Origin of the sequence: Enterobacter cloacae complex sp. IR53030 (assembly GCF_049238365.1) — a bacterium.
GTDB lineage: Bacteria > Pseudomonadota > Gammaproteobacteria > Enterobacterales > Enterobacteriaceae > Enterobacter > Enterobacter kobei.
Genome location: NZ_JBMKHA010000002.1, coordinates 41477 through 56996 on the forward strand (window position 1 = coordinate 41477; position 15520 = coordinate 56996).

General features: G+C 53.4%; 16 protein-coding genes and 1 pseudogene. 9 read left to right on the forward strand and 8 right to left on the reverse strand.

The features are described from left to right. Positions 1–15: 15 nt before the first annotated feature. Both ttcA and ACOTXR_RS02045 read right to left on the reverse strand, forming a co-directional pair. Positions 16–951 (reverse strand): tRNA 2-thiocytidine(32) synthetase TtcA, encoded by a 936-nt coding sequence (ttcA, locus tag ACOTXR_RS02040; RefSeq protein ID WP_058689912.1) that lies wholly within the window; start codon positions 949–951, stop codon positions 16–18. Positions 952–962: 11 nt separating this feature from the next. Continuing rightward, a pseudogene (locus tag ACOTXR_RS02045) lies at positions 963–1137 on the reverse strand (hypothetical protein); the annotation flags it as partial. A gap of 81 nt (positions 1138–1218) precedes the next feature. Here ACOTXR_RS02045 and ACOTXR_RS02050 point away from each other — a divergent pair. From ACOTXR_RS02050 to ACOTXR_RS02070, 5 genes are all read left to right on the forward strand, one after another. Then, positions 1219–1563, forward strand: coding sequence for a DUF1294 domain-containing protein (locus ACOTXR_RS02050; RefSeq protein ID WP_045135220.1), 345 nt, complete (start codon positions 1219–1221; stop codon positions 1561–1563). 94 nt (positions 1564–1657) lie between these two features. Next, positions 1658–2095, forward strand: a complete 438-nt coding sequence (locus ACOTXR_RS02055) for a VOC family protein (protein ID WP_058689913.1) — start codon at positions 1658–1660, stop codon at positions 2093–2095. A 104-nt stretch (positions 2096–2199) separates the two neighbouring features. Beyond that, positions 2200–2649 carry a hypothetical protein gene (locus tag ACOTXR_RS02060; RefSeq protein WP_014883976.1) on the forward strand — a complete coding sequence of 150 codons (450 nt, stop codon included), beginning with the start codon at positions 2200–2202 and terminating at the stop codon, positions 2647–2649. A 39-nt stretch (positions 2650–2688) separates the two neighbouring features. After that, complete coding sequence (locus tag ACOTXR_RS02065; RefSeq protein ID WP_014883975.1) at positions 2689–2886, forward strand: hypothetical protein; 198 nt, start codon at positions 2689–2691, stop codon at positions 2884–2886. 2 nt (positions 2887–2888) lie between these two features. Continuing rightward, positions 2889–3311 (forward strand): GFA family protein, encoded by a 423-nt coding sequence (locus tag ACOTXR_RS02070; RefSeq protein ID WP_045135218.1) that lies wholly within the window; start codon positions 2889–2891, stop codon positions 3309–3311. Positions 3312–3356: 45 nt separating this feature from the next. On the opposite strand, the gene ompC is transcribed toward ACOTXR_RS02070, so the two are convergent. Then, on the reverse strand, positions 3357–4466 hold the full coding sequence (ompC, locus tag ACOTXR_RS02075) for a porin OmpC (protein ID WP_058689914.1): 1110 nt from the start codon (positions 4464–4466) through the stop codon (positions 3357–3359). A 388-nt stretch (positions 4467–4854) separates the two neighbouring features. Continuing rightward, a complete protein-coding gene (gene nifJ, locus ACOTXR_RS02080) occupies positions 4855–8379 on the reverse strand; it encodes a pyruvate:ferredoxin (flavodoxin) oxidoreductase (protein WP_058689915.1) in 3525 nt (1174 codons plus the stop codon). A 272-nt stretch (positions 8380–8651) separates the two neighbouring features. On the opposite strand from nifJ, the gene ACOTXR_RS02085 reads away from it, so the two are divergent. After that, complete coding sequence (locus tag ACOTXR_RS02085; RefSeq protein ID WP_023330510.1) at positions 8652–8918, forward strand: DUF333 domain-containing protein; 267 nt, start codon at positions 8652–8654, stop codon at positions 8916–8918. On the opposite strand, the gene hslJ is transcribed toward ACOTXR_RS02085, so the two are convergent. The 4 genes from hslJ to ACOTXR_RS02105 form a co-directional block, all read right to left on the reverse strand. Continuing rightward, positions 8919–9356: a heat shock protein HslJ gene (gene hslJ / locus ACOTXR_RS02090; protein WP_014883970.1), complete on the reverse strand. Its 438-nt coding sequence runs from the start codon at positions 9354–9356 to the stop codon at positions 8919–8921. A gap of 126 nt (positions 9357–9482) precedes the next feature. Further along, positions 9483–9611, reverse strand: a complete 129-nt coding sequence (locus ACOTXR_RS02095; protein WP_023330509.1) for a DUF2474 domain-containing protein — start codon at positions 9609–9611, stop codon at positions 9483–9485. Further along, positions 9611–10621, reverse strand: coding sequence for a cytochrome d ubiquinol oxidase subunit II (gene cydB, locus ACOTXR_RS02100; RefSeq protein WP_014883968.1), 1011 nt, complete (start codon positions 10619–10621; stop codon positions 9611–9613). The genes ACOTXR_RS02095 and cydB overlap by 1 nt, the downstream gene beginning before the upstream one ends. Beyond that, positions 10621–12021, reverse strand: a complete 1401-nt coding sequence (locus tag ACOTXR_RS02105) for a cytochrome ubiquinol oxidase subunit I (protein ID WP_050861988.1) — start codon at positions 12019–12021, stop codon at positions 10621–10623. The genes cydB and ACOTXR_RS02105 overlap by 1 nt, the downstream gene beginning before the upstream one ends. 393 nt (positions 12022–12414) lie before the next feature. On the opposite strand from ACOTXR_RS02105, the gene ACOTXR_RS02110 reads away from it, so the two are divergent. The 3 genes from ACOTXR_RS02110 to ydcS all read left to right on the forward strand — a co-directional run bounded on the left by ACOTXR_RS02110 (position 12415) and on the right by ydcS (position 15512). After that, positions 12415–12603 (forward strand): hypothetical protein, encoded by a 189-nt coding sequence (locus ACOTXR_RS02110; protein ID WP_023330507.1) that lies wholly within the window; start codon positions 12415–12417, stop codon positions 12601–12603. Between the two features lie 82 nt (positions 12604–12685). Beyond that, positions 12686–14095 (forward strand): PLP-dependent aminotransferase family protein, encoded by a 1410-nt coding sequence (locus ACOTXR_RS02115; protein ID WP_023330506.1) that lies wholly within the window; start codon positions 12686–12688, stop codon positions 14093–14095. Between the two features lie 271 nt (positions 14096–14366). Continuing rightward, the gene (gene ydcS / locus ACOTXR_RS02120; RefSeq protein WP_023330505.1) at positions 14367–15512 is read left to right on the forward strand and encodes a putative ABC transporter substrate-binding protein YdcS; all 1146 of its coding nucleotides are present in this window, start codon (positions 14367–14369) and stop codon (positions 15510–15512) included. The last annotated feature ends 8 nt before the right edge of the window (positions 15513–15520 follow it).

The window sequence follows — 15520 nt, forward strand, 5'->3', positions numbered from 1 at the left end:
TGAGACGCTAACCGATTACTTCACTTCCAGCACGTTCAGACGCAGTTCGTCCAGTTGGTTATCATCGTCTTCCGGCTGCCAGCGCGCAGGCTGCATGGGGAGCTCTTCCCGGTCAAATGCCAGGTCACCGCCATTCACCACCTCTGAATCATGGTTGATGCCTTTGAAGTCGAAGAGCTCAACGTCAGCGAGGTGTGAAGGGACCACGTTTTGCATCGCGCTGAACATGGTTTCGATGCGACCCGGGTAACGTTTGTCCCAGTCGCGCAGCATGTCGCCAATCACCTGACGCTGCAGGTTTGGCTGAGAGCCGCACAGGTTACATGGAATGATCGGGAACCCTTTCGCCTGTGAAAAGCGCTCAATGTCTTTTTCGCGGCAGTAGGCAAGAGGGCGGATCACAATGTGCTTGCCGTCATCGCTCATCAGCTTAGGCGGCATGCCTTTCATCTTGCCACCGTAGAACATATTCAGGAACAGCGTCTGCAGGATATCATCGCGGTGATGGCCCAGCGCAATTTTGGTCGCACCCAGTTCCGTCGCGGTACGATAGAGAATGCCACGGCGCAGACGGGAGCAAAGCGAGCAGGTCGTTTTCCCTTCCGGGATCTTCTCTTTCACAATGCCGTAGGTATTTTCTTCGACGATCTTGTACTCAACGCCCAGATTTTCCAGGTATTCCGGCAGAATGTGTTCCGGAAAGCCCGGCTGTTTCTGGTCAAGGTTGACCGCTACCAGCGAAAAATTAACCGGCGCGCTTTGCTGAAGATTGCGCAGGATCTCCAGCATGGTGTAGCTGTCTTTACCGCCTGACAGGCAAACCATGATGCGGTCGCCTTCTTCAATCATGTTGAAGTCTGCAATGGCTTCGCCCACGTTACGGCGCAGACGCTTTTGCAGTTTGTTCAGGTTGTATTGCTCTTTCTTGTTAATTTCTTGATTAGCTTGCATTTATTCTTAACTCAAACCTCAAATGGGCACCAGCGGGATAGCATGATTTCAAACACCCTCTGCGCATTTGTGTGCCCATCCGACGGGTAATAAAAGACGGGTTCGCGCCTGCAGTGAAAACCAGCCTGCGAAAGTGTGCCGTGTATGGTACGGATTGCTGCGACGAATGCCAGCATGTTTTACGGAATAATCACCTTAACCTGACACTATCTTAAGATAGCGTATAATGGCTTTCCAGATCCGCCCGCCAATCCAGTGACTGTTCCTATGACGCTCAATCGTTTTTGTTTTTTGCTCCTGCTTGTCGCTGCGATCGGCAGCTTTTTCTCCTCGTCTTCCTTTGCCGTGTGGTTCCTGCTGATCAATGTGCTGACGATGGCCATTTATGGCGCCGATAAAACGGCAGCACGGAAAGGGATGCGCAGGGTGCCGGAAACTACGTTACTCCTGTACGGTGTTGTGGGAGGATGGCCTGGCGCGATTTTGGGTCAACAACTCTTTCGCCATAAAACGCAAAAGCAGCCGTTCAAAACCTGGTTTTGGATCAGTGTTGTGGTGAGTCTCTCAGCCATGATGGCGCTGTTTTATTTCTCTCCTTTTACCCCTTATTGAGCGTTGTCAGGACCGCACACATTCCCGTTGACCTCATGTTAACTTGAGCTTTTAAGATGTCTTCGACATGTTGATACAGGAGTAACAACTTAAAATGAAAGACATCGATGCAGGCTTCACGCATGTTGCGTTTATGGTCAGGGACCTGGAAAAAAGCATCACGTTCTATCGCCGATACGCCGGGATGGACGTTATTCATTCGCGTGAACCCGGCCTTCCTGATGCCCGAAAAGTGGCATGGTTGACTGACCACACCCGACCTTTTGCGCTGGTTCTGGTGCAGGCAGACAACGTGACCGATACGCCGCTGGGGAATTTTGGCCACCTTGGGATTGCCTGCGCCACGCGTGAAGAAATTGACAGAAAAACGGCGATGGCCACTGAGGAAGGGGTATTACGTAAAGCACCGGAGGATCTGGGTGATCCCGTCGGGTATTACGTATTCTTTGCCGATCCTGACGGAAATACCTTAGAGCTCTCATATGGTCAGCGTGTCGGGCTGACAGCGACGGGTGAGAACGCATCTGAATAACGTGAAACGGGCCTACTGCCAAAAGTAGTAGGCCAATTCCTGGTGGGTTGCTGTTTTTTGCACAATCTGAATAATACGTGCAACAACACGGACGACAGCATCCCATGAATAGAAAATCTATTGCACTGGCAGCACTGGTGTTTTTCTCTGCGCCTGGCTGGTCAGCGTTTCAGGAGCGGGAATATAATACCTGGTATATAAAAAATGCCGTTCTCTATGACATGACGCAGACCTCGGACGGTTTTCCTGTCATGGTGAGCATATTCCAGCCTGAGCGTAAATCCGCAAATCTGGTGGTGTCGTATATCACTGAAGGCCGCTGCGATGATAATAACCAGCAGCTTAATGTGAATGGCAAAGTGCTGGCCGCAAAATATCGCTGTGTTCAGGTAGGACAGAACAGAATAGACCATTTCTCCGTGGTGGATGCGAACAGCGTCAATAGCCTGGTGACCTATCTAAAATCCGATTTCACGCTACTCCTGCAAAATGATATCAAGATTTGGGCGGCAAATATCAAAACGCCCAAATACGGTCTGACGCCGCGTTTTTAAAATCCTGCTACGCTTGTTTGTTGTATCAGGAGCATGAAGATGAAGAACAAAGACGAACAAACAGGATTAGTGGGGCTGGCGATCGGCGCCGCTGTTATTGGACTGGTTTCCGCACAGAGACCGATCGATCGCGACAGCATAGTGGATGAACTGGTCAGGCTGGGCAGGCAGAAAGGTGATGGTGTCGAAGATGAGGTTTTCGTTAAAGCCGCCCAGCTGGTGAGAAAAGGGGTATAACGATGGCTGAAGTACGTCATGCGCAGTGCCATTGTGGCGCGGTAGCCTTTACGGTTGAACTCACTGATGGCTTTAACACCGCGCGGCGCTGCAGCTGCTCTTTTTGTCGTATGCGGGGCGCAGTCGCGGTTTCTGCTCCGTTATCGGGAATTACCGTAACCAAAGGCGAGGACAAGCTGACGGAGTACCGTTTTCACACCGGGACGGCGCGGCATTTCTTTTGCTCAGTCTGCGGAATATATACGTTCCATCAGCGTCGCTCTAACCCTAATGAATACGGCGTGAATGTGTCCTGTATTGAAAATGTCTCGCCGTTTGATTTCCCCGAAGTGACGGTAATGGACGGCGTCAACCATCCGAAGGACGGCGAAAGTGGGGTGTTTGGTTATCTCTCGTTTCGCAAAAGAGAGACCCATAAAAGCTAAGAACGTCAAAAATGGTGAGCCCGCATTGTCTGCGGGCTCTGACAATCAGAACTGGTAAACCAGACCTAACGCGACGACATCATCGGTGCTGATGCCGTTGTCTTTGTAGAAGTTATCATCTTCATCCAGCAGGTTGATTTTGTAATCAACGTAGGTGGACATGTTCTTGTTGAAATAGTAGGTAGCGCCTACATCCGCATATTTAACCAGGTCCTGATCGCCCTGACCGTTGGCCAGGTCTTTACCTTTAGACTGCAAATAAGAAATGGCCGGACGCAGACCGAAATCGAACTGGTACTGCGCAGTCACTTCAAAGTTCTGGGTTTTGTTCGCCACGGCGTCGGTATTATCACCATACGGGGTCATGTTGCGGGTTTCAGAATACATCGCCGCCAGATAGATATTATTGGCGTCATATTTCAGGCCTGCCGTCCAGGCATCTGCTTTATCACCGCCCGCAGTGGTATTCGTCACCTGGTCGTTGGTACGGTCAGAAGAGGTGTAGGCAGCACCGGCGCTGATGCCCATGCCAAGGTCGTAGGTGGTCGAAATACCGAAGCCGTCACCGTTCTCATGACGCGTGTCGCGGCCATTATTGGTGCCTTCCTGGTTGTTGCTGGCATCTTCATTGTTGCCCTGATACTGCAGCGCTAAGTTCAGACCCGGCACCAGACCGTAGAAGTCGGTGTTACGATAGGTTGCGACGCCGTTCGCACGGCCAGTCATAAAATTATCCGCATTGGTGTAAGAGTCGCCGCCGAATTCAGGGAGCATATCGGTCCAGCCTTCCACGTCGTACAGCACGCCATAGTTACGGCCATAATCGAACGAGCCGTAGTCACCCACTTTTACACCGGCGAAGGCCAGACGCGTCCAGGACTGGTTATCAGACCCTTCAGTGTTATTAGCCTGAATGTTGTACTCCCACTGGGCGTAGCCGGTCATCATGTCGTTGATCTGCGTCTCACCCTTGAAACCCAGACGCATGTAGGTTTGGTCGCCATCTTTAGAGGCGTCATCAGAGAAGTAGTGCAGGCCGTCTACTTTTCCGTACAGGTCTAATTTGTTGCCATCTTTATTATAAATTTCTGCCGCATGTGCTGCGCCAGCCATTAACAGAGCCGGAATCATCAGAGCCAGTACTTTTCTTTGCATTTTGGTATTCCTTTGCGGTTGTTTTTATTTAATTACCTGTTGAACTTTCCAAATAAGAAAGTGGTCTCATGCTAAAACACTCCACAGAAGAGTAATAAAATATAATTGTTACGAATTGAGTTAAATCTAAACTGAATTAAACCACGGTAATGATCATTTGTTTGGTGAATAATTAAGGTTGTACCATAACAAATAAAAATTTTTAATGAGTCGCCAGTTCAGGTAGTCTTTGCGTCGTTATATGCCTTTAAGATTATTTATCCATAATTCACATGAATGTTATTTAGGTAACTAGAACGATATTCATTGATTATCTGGATTAGCCCGATGTGAAAGCATCGGGCTTTTTTTATGACAAAAAAATGCCCGGACGAGCCGGGCAGTGGCGTTAGTCGCTGGCTGATTTCTCGGCCTTCCCGGCCAGCTGTGCCAGGAAGTCATACCGTTTTTGCAGATCGGCGGCGGCGTCTTTCCAGAGTTGTTCCGCCACCTCAGGCTGTTGCGCATTGAGGCGACGGAAGCGCTGCTCCTGCATCAGCGTCTCTGCCAGCGCATCTGACGGCGGACGCGAATCCAGCGCCAGCGGTAATTTCCCCTCGTCCGCACGGCGCGGATCGAACCGGTACAGCGGCCAGAAGCCGGTCGCCGTCAGTTGACGCATCTGATCGTGGCTGAGCGCCAGATCGTAGCCATGCTCTTCGCACGGGCTGTAGGCAATGATTAGCGATGGGCCGGGATAGGCTTCTGCTTCCTGAATCGCTTTCACCGTCTGGTTAAGCTGCGCGCCGAGCGAGATTTGCGCGACGTAAACGTGGCCGTACATCATCATACTCACGCCGAGATCCTTGCGTGCTTTGCGCTTACCGTGTTCACCAAATTTCGTGACGGCGCCCAGCGGTGTGGCTTTCGATGCCTGGCCTCCGGTATTGGAATAACACTGCGTATCCAGCACCAGGATGTTGACGTTTTCGGTAAGGCTCAGGACGTGATCCAGCCCGCCAAAGCCGATGTCGTATGCCCAGCCGTCGCCGCCAATCAACCAGATGGATTTTTCGACCAGCGCGTCAGCGTCGGTCAGCAACTGCTCTGCACCCGCGACCCCCTGAAGGGCATGACGCAACGCTGCTACCTGCTCGCGACGCACGTCGGGTGTCGCTTCGGCGTGAAGCGCGGCATTCAGTTCGGCAGGAATTTGCCCGGCGAACTGCTCCAGCAAGCGCATCACTCGCGCGCGGTGTTGATCAACGGTGAGGCGGAAGCCCAGGCCAAACTCGGCGTTATCCTCAAACAGCGAGTTTGCCCAGGCCGGACCGCGACCCTTTTCATCGGTGGTATAAGGCGTCGAGGGCAAATTACCGCCGTAGATGGACGAGCAGCCGGTGGCGTTAGCAATCAACATCCGGTCGCCGTACAACTGAGTAAGCAGCTTGATATACGGCGTTTCACCGCAGCCGGAACAGGCACCAGAGTATTCGAACAGCGGCGTGATGAGCTGCGAAGTCCGAATATCAATCCGTTCCAGTTTGCTGCGATCGATTTCCGGCAGATTCAGGAAGAAGTCATAGTTCTCTTTCTCTTCTTCAACGTGCTCCAGGCGCGACATCATGTTGATTGCTTTAATGTCCGGGTTCTGCCTGTCTTTCGCCGGGCAGACCTCAACGCAGAGGTTACAGCCGGTGCAATCTTCCGGCGCGACCTGGAGAACGTATTTCTGTCCGCGCATATCGCGGGATTTTACATCCAGCGAGTGCAGGCTGGCCGGTGCGTCTTCCATCGCTTCCGGTGACACGACCTTGGCACGAATGGCCGAGTGCGGGCAGGCCGCGACGCAGTGGTTGCATTGCGTGCACAGCTCTTCTTTCCAGATCGGGATTTCTTCGGCGATATTGCGCTTTTCCCAGCGCGTGGTACCCATCGGCCAGGTTCCATCCGGCGGCAGCGCGGAGACGGGCAGGGCGTCACCCAGCCCGGCCAGCATGGCTGCCGTTACGGTCTTAACGAAATCAGGCGCCGCATCAGAGACCACCGGAGGACGGTTCGGACTGGCGTCATTCACCGGCTGCAGCGGCACCTCGGACAGAGACTCGCGCGCCAGCGCCAGCGCCTGCCAGTTACGCTCTACCAGCTCCTGTCCCTTGCTGCTGTAGCTTTTGGCGATCGCGCCCTGCAACTCTACCAGTGCGCTGTCGCCCGGCAGGATTTGGGTCAGATGGAAGAAGGCCATCTGCATCACGGTATTGATACGTGCAGCCAGGCCACATTCGCGGGCAATTTTTGCCGCGTTGACCACATAGAATCGGGCTTTTTTCTGGTTCAGGACCGTCTGCACTTCCTGCGGCAGACGCGCCCAGACCTCATCCGCGCTATACGGCGTATTGAGGAGGAAAATACCGCCTGGCTTCAGGCGCTCCGCCATCTGGTATTTGTCGATAAACTGCAGCTGGTGGCAGCCAACAAAGTCGGCCTGAGAAATCAGGTAGGCCGAGCGGATAGGGTGCTCGCTGACGCGCAGGTGGGAAACAGTCAGGCCACCCGCTTTTTTGGAGTCGTAAACGAAGTAGCCTTGTGCGTACCACGGGGTCGAGTTACCGATGATCTTGATGTTATTTTTGGTCGCCGAGACGCTGCCATCGCTGCCCAGGCCGTAAAACAGTGCCTCAAGTTTGGCGGTTGAAGGCAGCGTATTTTCCGGCAAGGGCAGGGACAGGTTCGTGACATCATCATAGATACCCACCGTGAAGCGCGGTTTGGGTTTTGCTTCCCGCAGTTCATTAAATACCGCCAGCACGCAATCCGGCCCGAACTCTTTGGAGGATAAGCCATAGCGACCGCCGATCACCCGCGGAAGTGTTTCACGCTCGCCCTGGTTAAAGGCTTCTGCCAGGGCGGTCATGACGTCCAGGTAAAGCGGTTCAGCGTGCGCCCCAGGCTCTTTGGTTCGGTCGAGCACCGCCACCGTACGCGCGCTTTCCGGCAGGGCAGAGAGCAGATGTTTGGCCGAGAACGGGCGATACAGACGCACTTTAAGTACGCCGACCTTTTCTCCACGGGTCAGCAGCTCGTCAACCACCTCTTCACAGGTGCCGATGGCGGAACCCATTAGCACAATCACGCGTTCAGCCTGCGGATGGCCGTAGTATTCGAACGGCTTGTACGTGCGACCGGTCGCGGCGGCAAAATCATTCATTGCCTGCTCGACGTGGTCATAAACCGCGTTGTACCACGGATTCGTGGCTTCACGGGACTGGAAATAGGTGTCCGGATTGGCTGATGTCCCGCGAATTACCGGGTGTTCCGGGTTAAGGGCACGGGCGCGATGCGCGTCGATTTCCGCCTGCGGCAAAAGAGTAAGGATCGTATCGTCCGCCAGCGGGACGATTTTGTTGATTTCGTGAGACGTGCGGAAACCATCAAAGAAATGGATAAACGGAACGCGGCTTTTAAGCGTGGCGATATGAGAAATCAACGCAAAATCTTGTGCTTCCTGAACGCTGCTGGCGCAGAGCATGGCGCAGCCTGTCTGACGCACGGCCATCACGTCGGAGTGATCGCCAAAGATGGAGAGCGCATGGGTCGCAACGGTACGTGCGGCGACGTGCAGGACGAAGGGGGTCAGCTGGCCGGCGAGTTTGTACAGCGTCGGGATCATCAACAACAATCCCTGTGAGGAGGTAAACGACGTGGAGAGCGCGCCTGTCTGCAGCGCACCATGAACCGTAGCGATCGCTCCCGCTTCAGACTGCATTTCAACCACTCTCGGGACATCACCCCAGACGTTTTTTACCCCGTTTCCCGCCCAGGCATCCGCCTGTTCCGCCATGGTCGAGCTTGGCGTAATCGGGTAGATGGCGATAACTTCGCTGGTGCGAAACGCGACTGAGGCAACTGCACCATTACCGTCAATAGTTTGCATAGGACGACACCCTTACATTGCGCAAAAAAAAGAGGGCCTGTCATAAGACGACAAGCCTTGAATATTATCTCTTTAGTCTAGCAAACAGGGGGTTTTACGATTTTCGCTTTTGTGTCCTCGATATTCTCGTCATCAATGAGTAGATCAACTAAAGGGTAAAAAAATTGCGAGAAATTGTTTCAGTAGCGCATAAATACGCACTTCCGCTCTCGACGACACGGGAGGTGATGCCTATTATGCATAGGTTTCGCATTATTTACGGGGGAGAGAGCATGCGTTCAGCATTTTTGATTGGGTGTGCCGCATTATTATTGTCGGCATGTAGCAGTGAGCCTGTTCAGCAGGCGACGGCGGCTCACGTAGCGCCGGGAATGAGAGCGTCAATGTCCAGCTCAGGACAAGCCAACTGTGCCATGATTGGCGGCTCGCTGTCGGTTGCCCGCCAGCTTGATGGTTCAGCTATTGGGATGTGCGCGTTGCCAAACGGCAAACGCTGCAGTGAACAGTCGCTTGCCGTTGGCAGCTGCGGTAATTACTGATCAGTCAACACGTTTAAACATCAGCGTTTTGTCGGCGGTCGCCAGCGTTAACTGGTCTTCCGTCAGGTCGACCTGCGCCCCTTTGCGCAGCATGTCGCCGAGGGTGTGATCCAGTTCGTTAAGCTGCGGTTCAGTACAGAGTTTGCGCGTCATTGCCAGCGTTTTCACTGTCAGCTCACCTTCGGACAATTTCCCCTGTCCGTTGAAGCGGTTACACATCGTGCCAGACACGCTGATGTTATCTACCAGGTTCAGAGCGGGCAGCGCGTTAAAACTGATCTCAGGTGGTGTTGTCATGCCCTTCACGGCTTTGCCATCCACATTTTCCAGTACAAAACGATGGTTCTTCAGCTGCTCTGGCTGAACGGACGCTTTGCCCGGATTAACGCAGCCGGTCAGGACAAGACTGATAACACTTAACGCAATGAGCTTTTTCATTTTTGTTCTCAAATAATAAATACTGTGAATCTTTTACAAGTGTAACGATACGCTGACGTGCGTTAATGGGGTTTATCTGAAAGTGCGGGGAGAGCCGGGCAACGCAGCGGTTGCCCGGAATGACGATTAATGAGATTTAAACCCGGCTGCCGTCATCAATATGCGAAAGAGCATACTGACCGCAGCCAGCGCCAGTACGCTGCCGCCCCAGATAATGGCCAGCCACAACACTCTTTTCCAGACCGGTTGTTGCATCAGTGATAACCCTCCCCATGCTGAACTTTGCCGCGAAATACGTAGTAACTCCAGAAGGTGTAGACCAGAATGACGGGGATGATCAACAGTGCACCCACCAGCATAAAGCCCTGGCTTTGCGTTGGCGCAGCGGCCTGCCACAAGGTGATGGATGGCGGAATAATATGCGGCCAGATGCTGATCCCAAGCCCGCTAAAACCAAGGAATATCAGCCCTAACGTCAGGATAAACGGACGGTTATGGCTGTCAGGATTATTCAGGCAGCGCCACTGACACAGGCTAAAAATCACGACCAGCGCAGGAACCGGCAGCAGATAAAACAGATTCGGCAGCGTAAACCAGCGTGCGGCAATGGCCGGGTGGGCAAGCGGCGTCCAGAGGCTGATCGCCGCAATAAATGCCAGCAGGATAATCAGTAACGTTTTGGATAACGCCCGCATCCTTTGCTGCAGCGCATTTTCGCTTTTCATTACCAGCCACGTCGATCCCAGTAACGCGTAGGCCACCATCAGACCCGCACCGCAGAACAGGTTAAATGCGGTAAACCAGTCAAACGGACCACCCGTATACGTTCGGCCTGTCACGGTAAAACCGTTAATGACGGCGCCCACCGTCACGCCCTGGGTAAACGTTGCCAGAATGGAACCGCCAATAAACGCTTTATCCCAGAAGGGGCGGTGGGCGGGCGTGGCTTTAAAACGAAACTCGAATGCCACCCCGCGGAAAATAAGTCCGATCAGCATTAATGTCAGCGGAATGGTGAGAGCATCAACGATCACCGCATACGCCAGCGGGAATGCGCCGAACAGGGCGGCGCCGCCAAGCACCAGCCAGGTCTCATTGCCGTCCCATACCGGCGCGACGCTGTTGACCATCACATCACGATCGTCAGCGTTTGGCGTTGCGGGGAACAACATCCCGATCCCCAGATCAAAGCCGTCCATGACGATATACATCAGCGTGGCAAAGACGATGATCACAAACCAGATAATGGAAAGATCGATACCCATTACGGCTGCTCCTTATGTTCAGTAGTGACGGCTGAAAGCGGGCGTGCAGGACGTCCATCGGACGCGGTGGCGAAAGATTCGTGTGGCTGCGGGCCTTTTTTGATGAGGCGAACCATATAGCTGTAGCCGACGCCAAACACCGAGGTGTAGACGATGAAGAAGGCCAGCAAACTCACGCTCATATGCAGATCGCCGTGGGCTGATACCGCATCCTTCGTTCGCTGGAGTCCATAGACCACCCACGGCTGGCGGCCCACTTCGGTGGTGACCCAGCCTGCCAGAATCGCAATCAGGCCGGATGGGCCCATTAACAGGGCAAACCACAGGAACGGGCGGGATGAATAAACGCGCTTTTTGTAGCGCAACCAGAGCGCCATCACCCCAAGCAGCAACATCAGCATGCCTAAGCCCGCCATGATGCGGAATGACCAGAAGACGATGGTCGAGTTTGGGCGATCTTCTTTCGGGAACTCCTTAAGGGCTGGGACCTGTTTATCCAGGCTGTGCGTCAGGATAAGACTTCCCAGCGCCGGGATCTCCAGACCAAAGCGGGTGCGCTCTTGCTCCATGTCAGGCCAGCCAAACAGCAGCAACGGGGTCGGCTCACCCGGTGGGTTTTCCCAGTGGCCCTCAATGGCGGCAATTTTGGCGGGTTGATGCTTTAAAGTATTCAACCCATGCATATCACCAACCATAGCCTGGAGGGGAGCGACAATCAGCGTCATCCACAGTGCCATTGAAAACATTGCCCGTATGGCAGGATTATTATTCCCGCGCAGCAAATGCCATGCTGCGGATGCACCAACAAACAGGGCGCTACTGAGGAACGCGGCGATCGACATATGCAGCAGGCGGTAAGGGAAGGAGGGGTTGAACACCACAGCGAACCAGTCCACCGGCACCACCTGGCCGTTGACAATCTCATAGCCCTGCGGGGTCTGCATCCAGCTATTCGAAGAGAGGATCCAGAAGGTGGAGATAATAGTCCCCAGCGCCACCATGCAGGTGGAGAAGAAGTGCAGTCCCGGTCCGACTTTCTTCCAGCCGAACAGCATCACGCCGAGGAAACCGGCCTCAAGGAAGAAGGCGGTAAGCACTTCGTAGGTCAGGAGCGGGCCGGTAATACTGCCCGCAAACTGTGAAAAGCCGCTCCAGTTGGTGCCAAACTGGTAGGCCATGACCAGGCCGGAGACTACGCCCATGCCAAAGTTAACGGCAAAAATCTTCGACCAGAAATGGTAAAGCGAGCGCCAGACCGGATTTTTTGTTTTCAGCCATAATCCTTCGAGCACGGCAAGATAGCTTGCCAGGCCGATGGTGATTGCCGGGAAAATAATGTGAAAGGATACGGTAAAGGCAAACTGTATCCGCGCAAGGTGAAAAGCATCCAAACCAAACATGCACAGCCTCAATGTCAAACGGTGTGTTGTTATGGTATAGGCGCAGAGATCGGACTATCAGACGCAGAACAGCGAATTTTAACCATAACAGTTTGATTCAGACTCCCGCTTTTACAAACTGATATAGATTACCGTTACGGAATAAAAAAATTATTTTTATGAATTTTACGCATCAATCCGCTTGCTTTGCCGTCAGCAACATGCGTTAATGGATTTCTGGTTTTGAGTCCAAAAAAATATCTGACGTAGTTTTATAAAGCAGTTCTCATCACGTTGTGCCTCTCCGCAGCCTCTCTTGGGTCTTTATCTACATTCCGATTCGTTTTGTTTAAAACCAATATTGCCCAATCGGCCCATTAGTAATTTACGTTTTTACGTTAACAGGAGAATCCTATGACTTCTTATATCCATTTCCGCTGCCCATGCTGTCATGGCTCGCAGTACCGCACTTCAGTCTTTGATGTGTCTGAGAAAAACCCATTCGGCGCAAAATGCATTTTTTGCAAATCGTCGATGATCACGCTCGACCACCTCGCTGCTGCGCGTTCCGCGATGAATCACACCACCGAGTACCGTAAGTAATCTACCCGGTTTTTCATAACAGTTAGCAAAATCTTCTCTTTTTCTCCTGCTGATATACACTGTCGGCAATAAGGAGAATCTGATGAAAAAATACCAGCGTCTGGCGCAACAAATTATCTCGCAAATTGAGCTTGGCGTATGGCTGCCGGGCGATAAACTGCCTTCCCTGCGAGAGCAGGTGGCGAGCAGCGGCATGAGTTTCATGACCGTTGGCCACGCGTATCAGATGCTGGAAAGTCAGGGACGCATTGTCGCCAGGCCACAATCGGGCTATTACGTTGCCTCGCGCCCGACCACGCACCAGCCTGTGCCGCCTGCCCAGGTGATGCGTGACGAAGCGGTGGATATCAACACCTATATCTTCGATGTCCTTCAGGCCAGCCGCGATCCGTCTGTCGTTCCTTTCGCATCCGCCTTTCCCGATCCCCGGCTTTTCCCGCTTCAGCAGCTCAACCGCTCGCTGGCTAACGTCAGCAAAACGGCGACTGCGATGAGCGTGATTGAAAACCTGCCGCCGGGTAACGCTGAACTCCGCCACGCCATTGCGCGCCGCTATGCGCAGCAGGGGATGAACATCTCGCCGGACGAAATTGTCATTACCGCAGGCGCGCTCGAAGCGCTGAACCTGAGTTTGCAGGCGGTGACGGAGCCTGGCGACTGGGTGATTGTCGAAAACCCCTGCTTTTATGGCGCGCTGCAGGCGCTGGAACGCCTGAAGCTCAAAGCGTTGTCGGTCGCCACGGACGTCCGGGAGGGGATAGACCTGAACGCCCTTGAACAGGCGCTGAATGACTATCCGGTAAAAGCCTGCTGGCTGATGACCAACGGCCAGAATCCGCTTGGTTTTACGCTAAGTGCAGAGAAAAAAGCCCGTCTGGTCGCCCTCCTGACGAAGCATAACGTCACCCTGATTGAGGACGATGTTTATAGTGAGCTCTATTTCGGCCGCGAAAAACCGCTTCCGGCAAAAGCCTGGGATCGGGACGACATGACGCTTCACTGCTCCTCTTTTTCAAAATGTCTGGTGGCAGGATTCCGTATCGGCTGGGTGGCGGCCGGAAAACATGCGCGACGCATTCAGCAGTTGCAACTGATGAGCACGTTATCGACCAGCTCCCCTATGCAGCTGGCACTGGTGGACTACCTGGCGACTAAACGCTACGACGCCCATCTTCGCCGCCTGCGACGAACGCTCGCTGAGCGAAAACAGCAAGCCTGGCAGTCACTGCTGCGCCATATGCCCGTCGGGGTCAAAATTCACCATAACGACAGCGGCTACTTTTTATGGCTGGAGCTTCCGGCACAGCTGGATGCCGGGCTGCTAAGTGAAAAGGCCTTAACGCACCATATCAGCATTGCGCCAGGAAAAATGTTTTCCACCTCTGACGCATGGACACCGTTCTTCCGTTTTAATACCTCCTGGGCGTGGGGAGAGCGAGAAGAGCAGGCGGTGATTCAGTTAGGAAAATTAATTAGCACGATGTTGAAATAATCTTTTTCCCCTTATTTAAATAAACATTTCTTATCCTGATGACGGCGCTACGAATATTTCGCAGTGCCCGGTCATAGGAAATCTGCATACTGCCTCGCGCCGCTAACCCCTTGTCTATAATCCAGTTAACGGGGAATGCGCCCTCGGTCACACCTTGATGAAATTTCCTGAAGCCAAACGGTGCGGCGCAATTGCGCGGTCTACGTTTAATAAGGGAGATATTTTTACGGCACGGCTGCCGCTAAATTTCATTGCGACAGGAGTAATTCTTATGAGCAAAAAATTTGCCCGCAGCAGCCTGTGCGCGCTCGGCATGACTATCATGACAGCGCACGCCGCAGAACCACCTAAGGCGATGGGTGACGGGGAAGGTCGTCTGGATATTATTGCCTGGCCGGGCTATATCGAGCGTGGGCAGACCGATAAAAACTATGACTGGGTCACCCAGTTTGAAAAAGAGACCGGTTGTGCCGTTAACGTGAAAACGGCGGCCACGTCAGATGAAATGGTCAGCCTGATGGCGAAAGGGGGATACGATCTGGTCACCGCGTCAGGCGATGCATCGCTTCGCCTGATCATGGGCAAACGCGTTCAGCCGATAAATCCCGAACTCATCCCGAACTGGAAAACCCTCGACACGCGCATTGTGAAGGGGGAATGGTTTAACGTGGGCGGCAAGGTCTACGGTACGCCCTATCAGTGGGGGCCAAACCTGCTGATGTACAACACCAAAACCTTCCCGACGCCACCGGACAGCTGGAGTGTGGTCTTTACCAAACAGGATCTGCCGGACGGTAAAACCAATCAGGGTCGCGTGCAGGCATATGACGGGCCAATTTATATCGCCGATGCGGCGCTGTTCGTCAAAGCCACCCAGCCACAGCTGGGCATCAGCGATCCCTACCAGCTCACCGAAGAACAATATGCCGCGGTGCTGAAAGTGCTTCGCGACCAGCATGCCCTGATCCACCGCTACTGGCATGACACCACCGTCCAGATGAGCGACTTCAAAAATGAAGGCGTTGTGGCTTCCAGCGCCTGGCCATATCAGGCAAATGCGCTTAAGGCTGAGAACCAGCCCATCGCCACCGTCTTCCCGAAAGAAGGGGTAACCGGCTGGGCGGATACCACCATGCTCCACGCCCAGGCAAAACACCCGATGTGCGCCTACAAATGGATGAACTGGTCGCTGACGCCAAAAGTGCAGGGCGATCTGGCGGCATGGTTCGGCTCACTGCCCGTCGTGCCTGAAGGGTGTAAAGCCAGTACGCTGCTGGGTGATAAAGGTTGTGAAACAAACGGTTATAACGAGTTCGACAAAATCCTTTTCTGGAAAACCCCGACCGCTCAAGGTGGCAAATTCGTGCCGTACAGCCGCTGGACGCAGGATTACATCGCCATCATGGGTGGACGATAATCGCCCGG

What these genes read in the sequence shown, in the direction of transcription:
- ttcA (WP_058689912.1), bottom strand. Translation starts at nt 951, where the DNA reads ATGCAAGCTAATCAAGAAATTAACAAGAAAGAGCAATACAACCTGAAC.
- ACOTXR_RS02050 (WP_045135220.1), top strand. Translation starts at nt 1,219, where the DNA reads ATGACGCTCAATCGTTTTTGTTTTTTGCTCCTGCTTGTCGCTGCGATC.
- ACOTXR_RS02055 (WP_058689913.1), top strand. Translation starts at nt 1,658, where the DNA reads ATGAAAGACATCGATGCAGGCTTCACGCATGTTGCGTTTATGGTCAGG.
- ACOTXR_RS02060 (WP_014883976.1), top strand. Translation starts at nt 2,200, where the DNA reads ATGAATAGAAAATCTATTGCACTGGCAGCACTGGTGTTTTTCTCTGCG.
- ACOTXR_RS02065 (WP_014883975.1), top strand. Translation starts at nt 2,689, where the DNA reads ATGAAGAACAAAGACGAACAAACAGGATTAGTGGGGCTGGCGATCGGC.
- ACOTXR_RS02070 (WP_045135218.1), top strand. Translation starts at nt 2,889, where the DNA reads ATGGCTGAAGTACGTCATGCGCAGTGCCATTGTGGCGCGGTAGCCTTT.
- ompC (WP_058689914.1), bottom strand. Translation starts at nt 4,466, where the DNA reads ATGCAAAGAAAAGTACTGGCTCTGATGATTCCGGCTCTGTTAATGGCT.
- nifJ (WP_058689915.1), bottom strand. Translation starts at nt 8,379, where the DNA reads ATGCAAACTATTGACGGTAATGGTGCAGTTGCCTCAGTCGCGTTTCGC.
- ACOTXR_RS02085 (WP_023330510.1), top strand. Translation starts at nt 8,652, where the DNA reads ATGCGTTCAGCATTTTTGATTGGGTGTGCCGCATTATTATTGTCGGCA.
- hslJ (WP_014883970.1), bottom strand. Translation starts at nt 9,356, where the DNA reads ATGAAAAAGCTCATTGCGTTAAGTGTTATCAGTCTTGTCCTGACCGGC.
- ACOTXR_RS02095 (WP_023330509.1), bottom strand. Translation starts at nt 9,611, where the DNA reads ATGCAACAACCGGTCTGGAAAAGAGTGTTGTGGCTGGCCATTATCTGG.
- cydB (WP_014883968.1), bottom strand. Translation starts at nt 10,621, where the DNA reads ATGGGTATCGATCTTTCCATTATCTGGTTTGTGATCATCGTCTTTGCC.
- ACOTXR_RS02105 (WP_050861988.1), bottom strand. Translation starts at nt 12,021, where the DNA reads ATGTTTGGTTTGGATGCTTTTCACCTTGCGCGGATACAGTTTGCCTTT.
- ACOTXR_RS02110 (WP_023330507.1), top strand. Translation starts at nt 12,415, where the DNA reads ATGACTTCTTATATCCATTTCCGCTGCCCATGCTGTCATGGCTCGCAG.
- ACOTXR_RS02115 (WP_023330506.1), top strand. Translation starts at nt 12,686, where the DNA reads ATGAAAAAATACCAGCGTCTGGCGCAACAAATTATCTCGCAAATTGAG.
- ydcS (WP_023330505.1), top strand. Translation starts at nt 14,367, where the DNA reads ATGAGCAAAAAATTTGCCCGCAGCAGCCTGTGCGCGCTCGGCATGACT.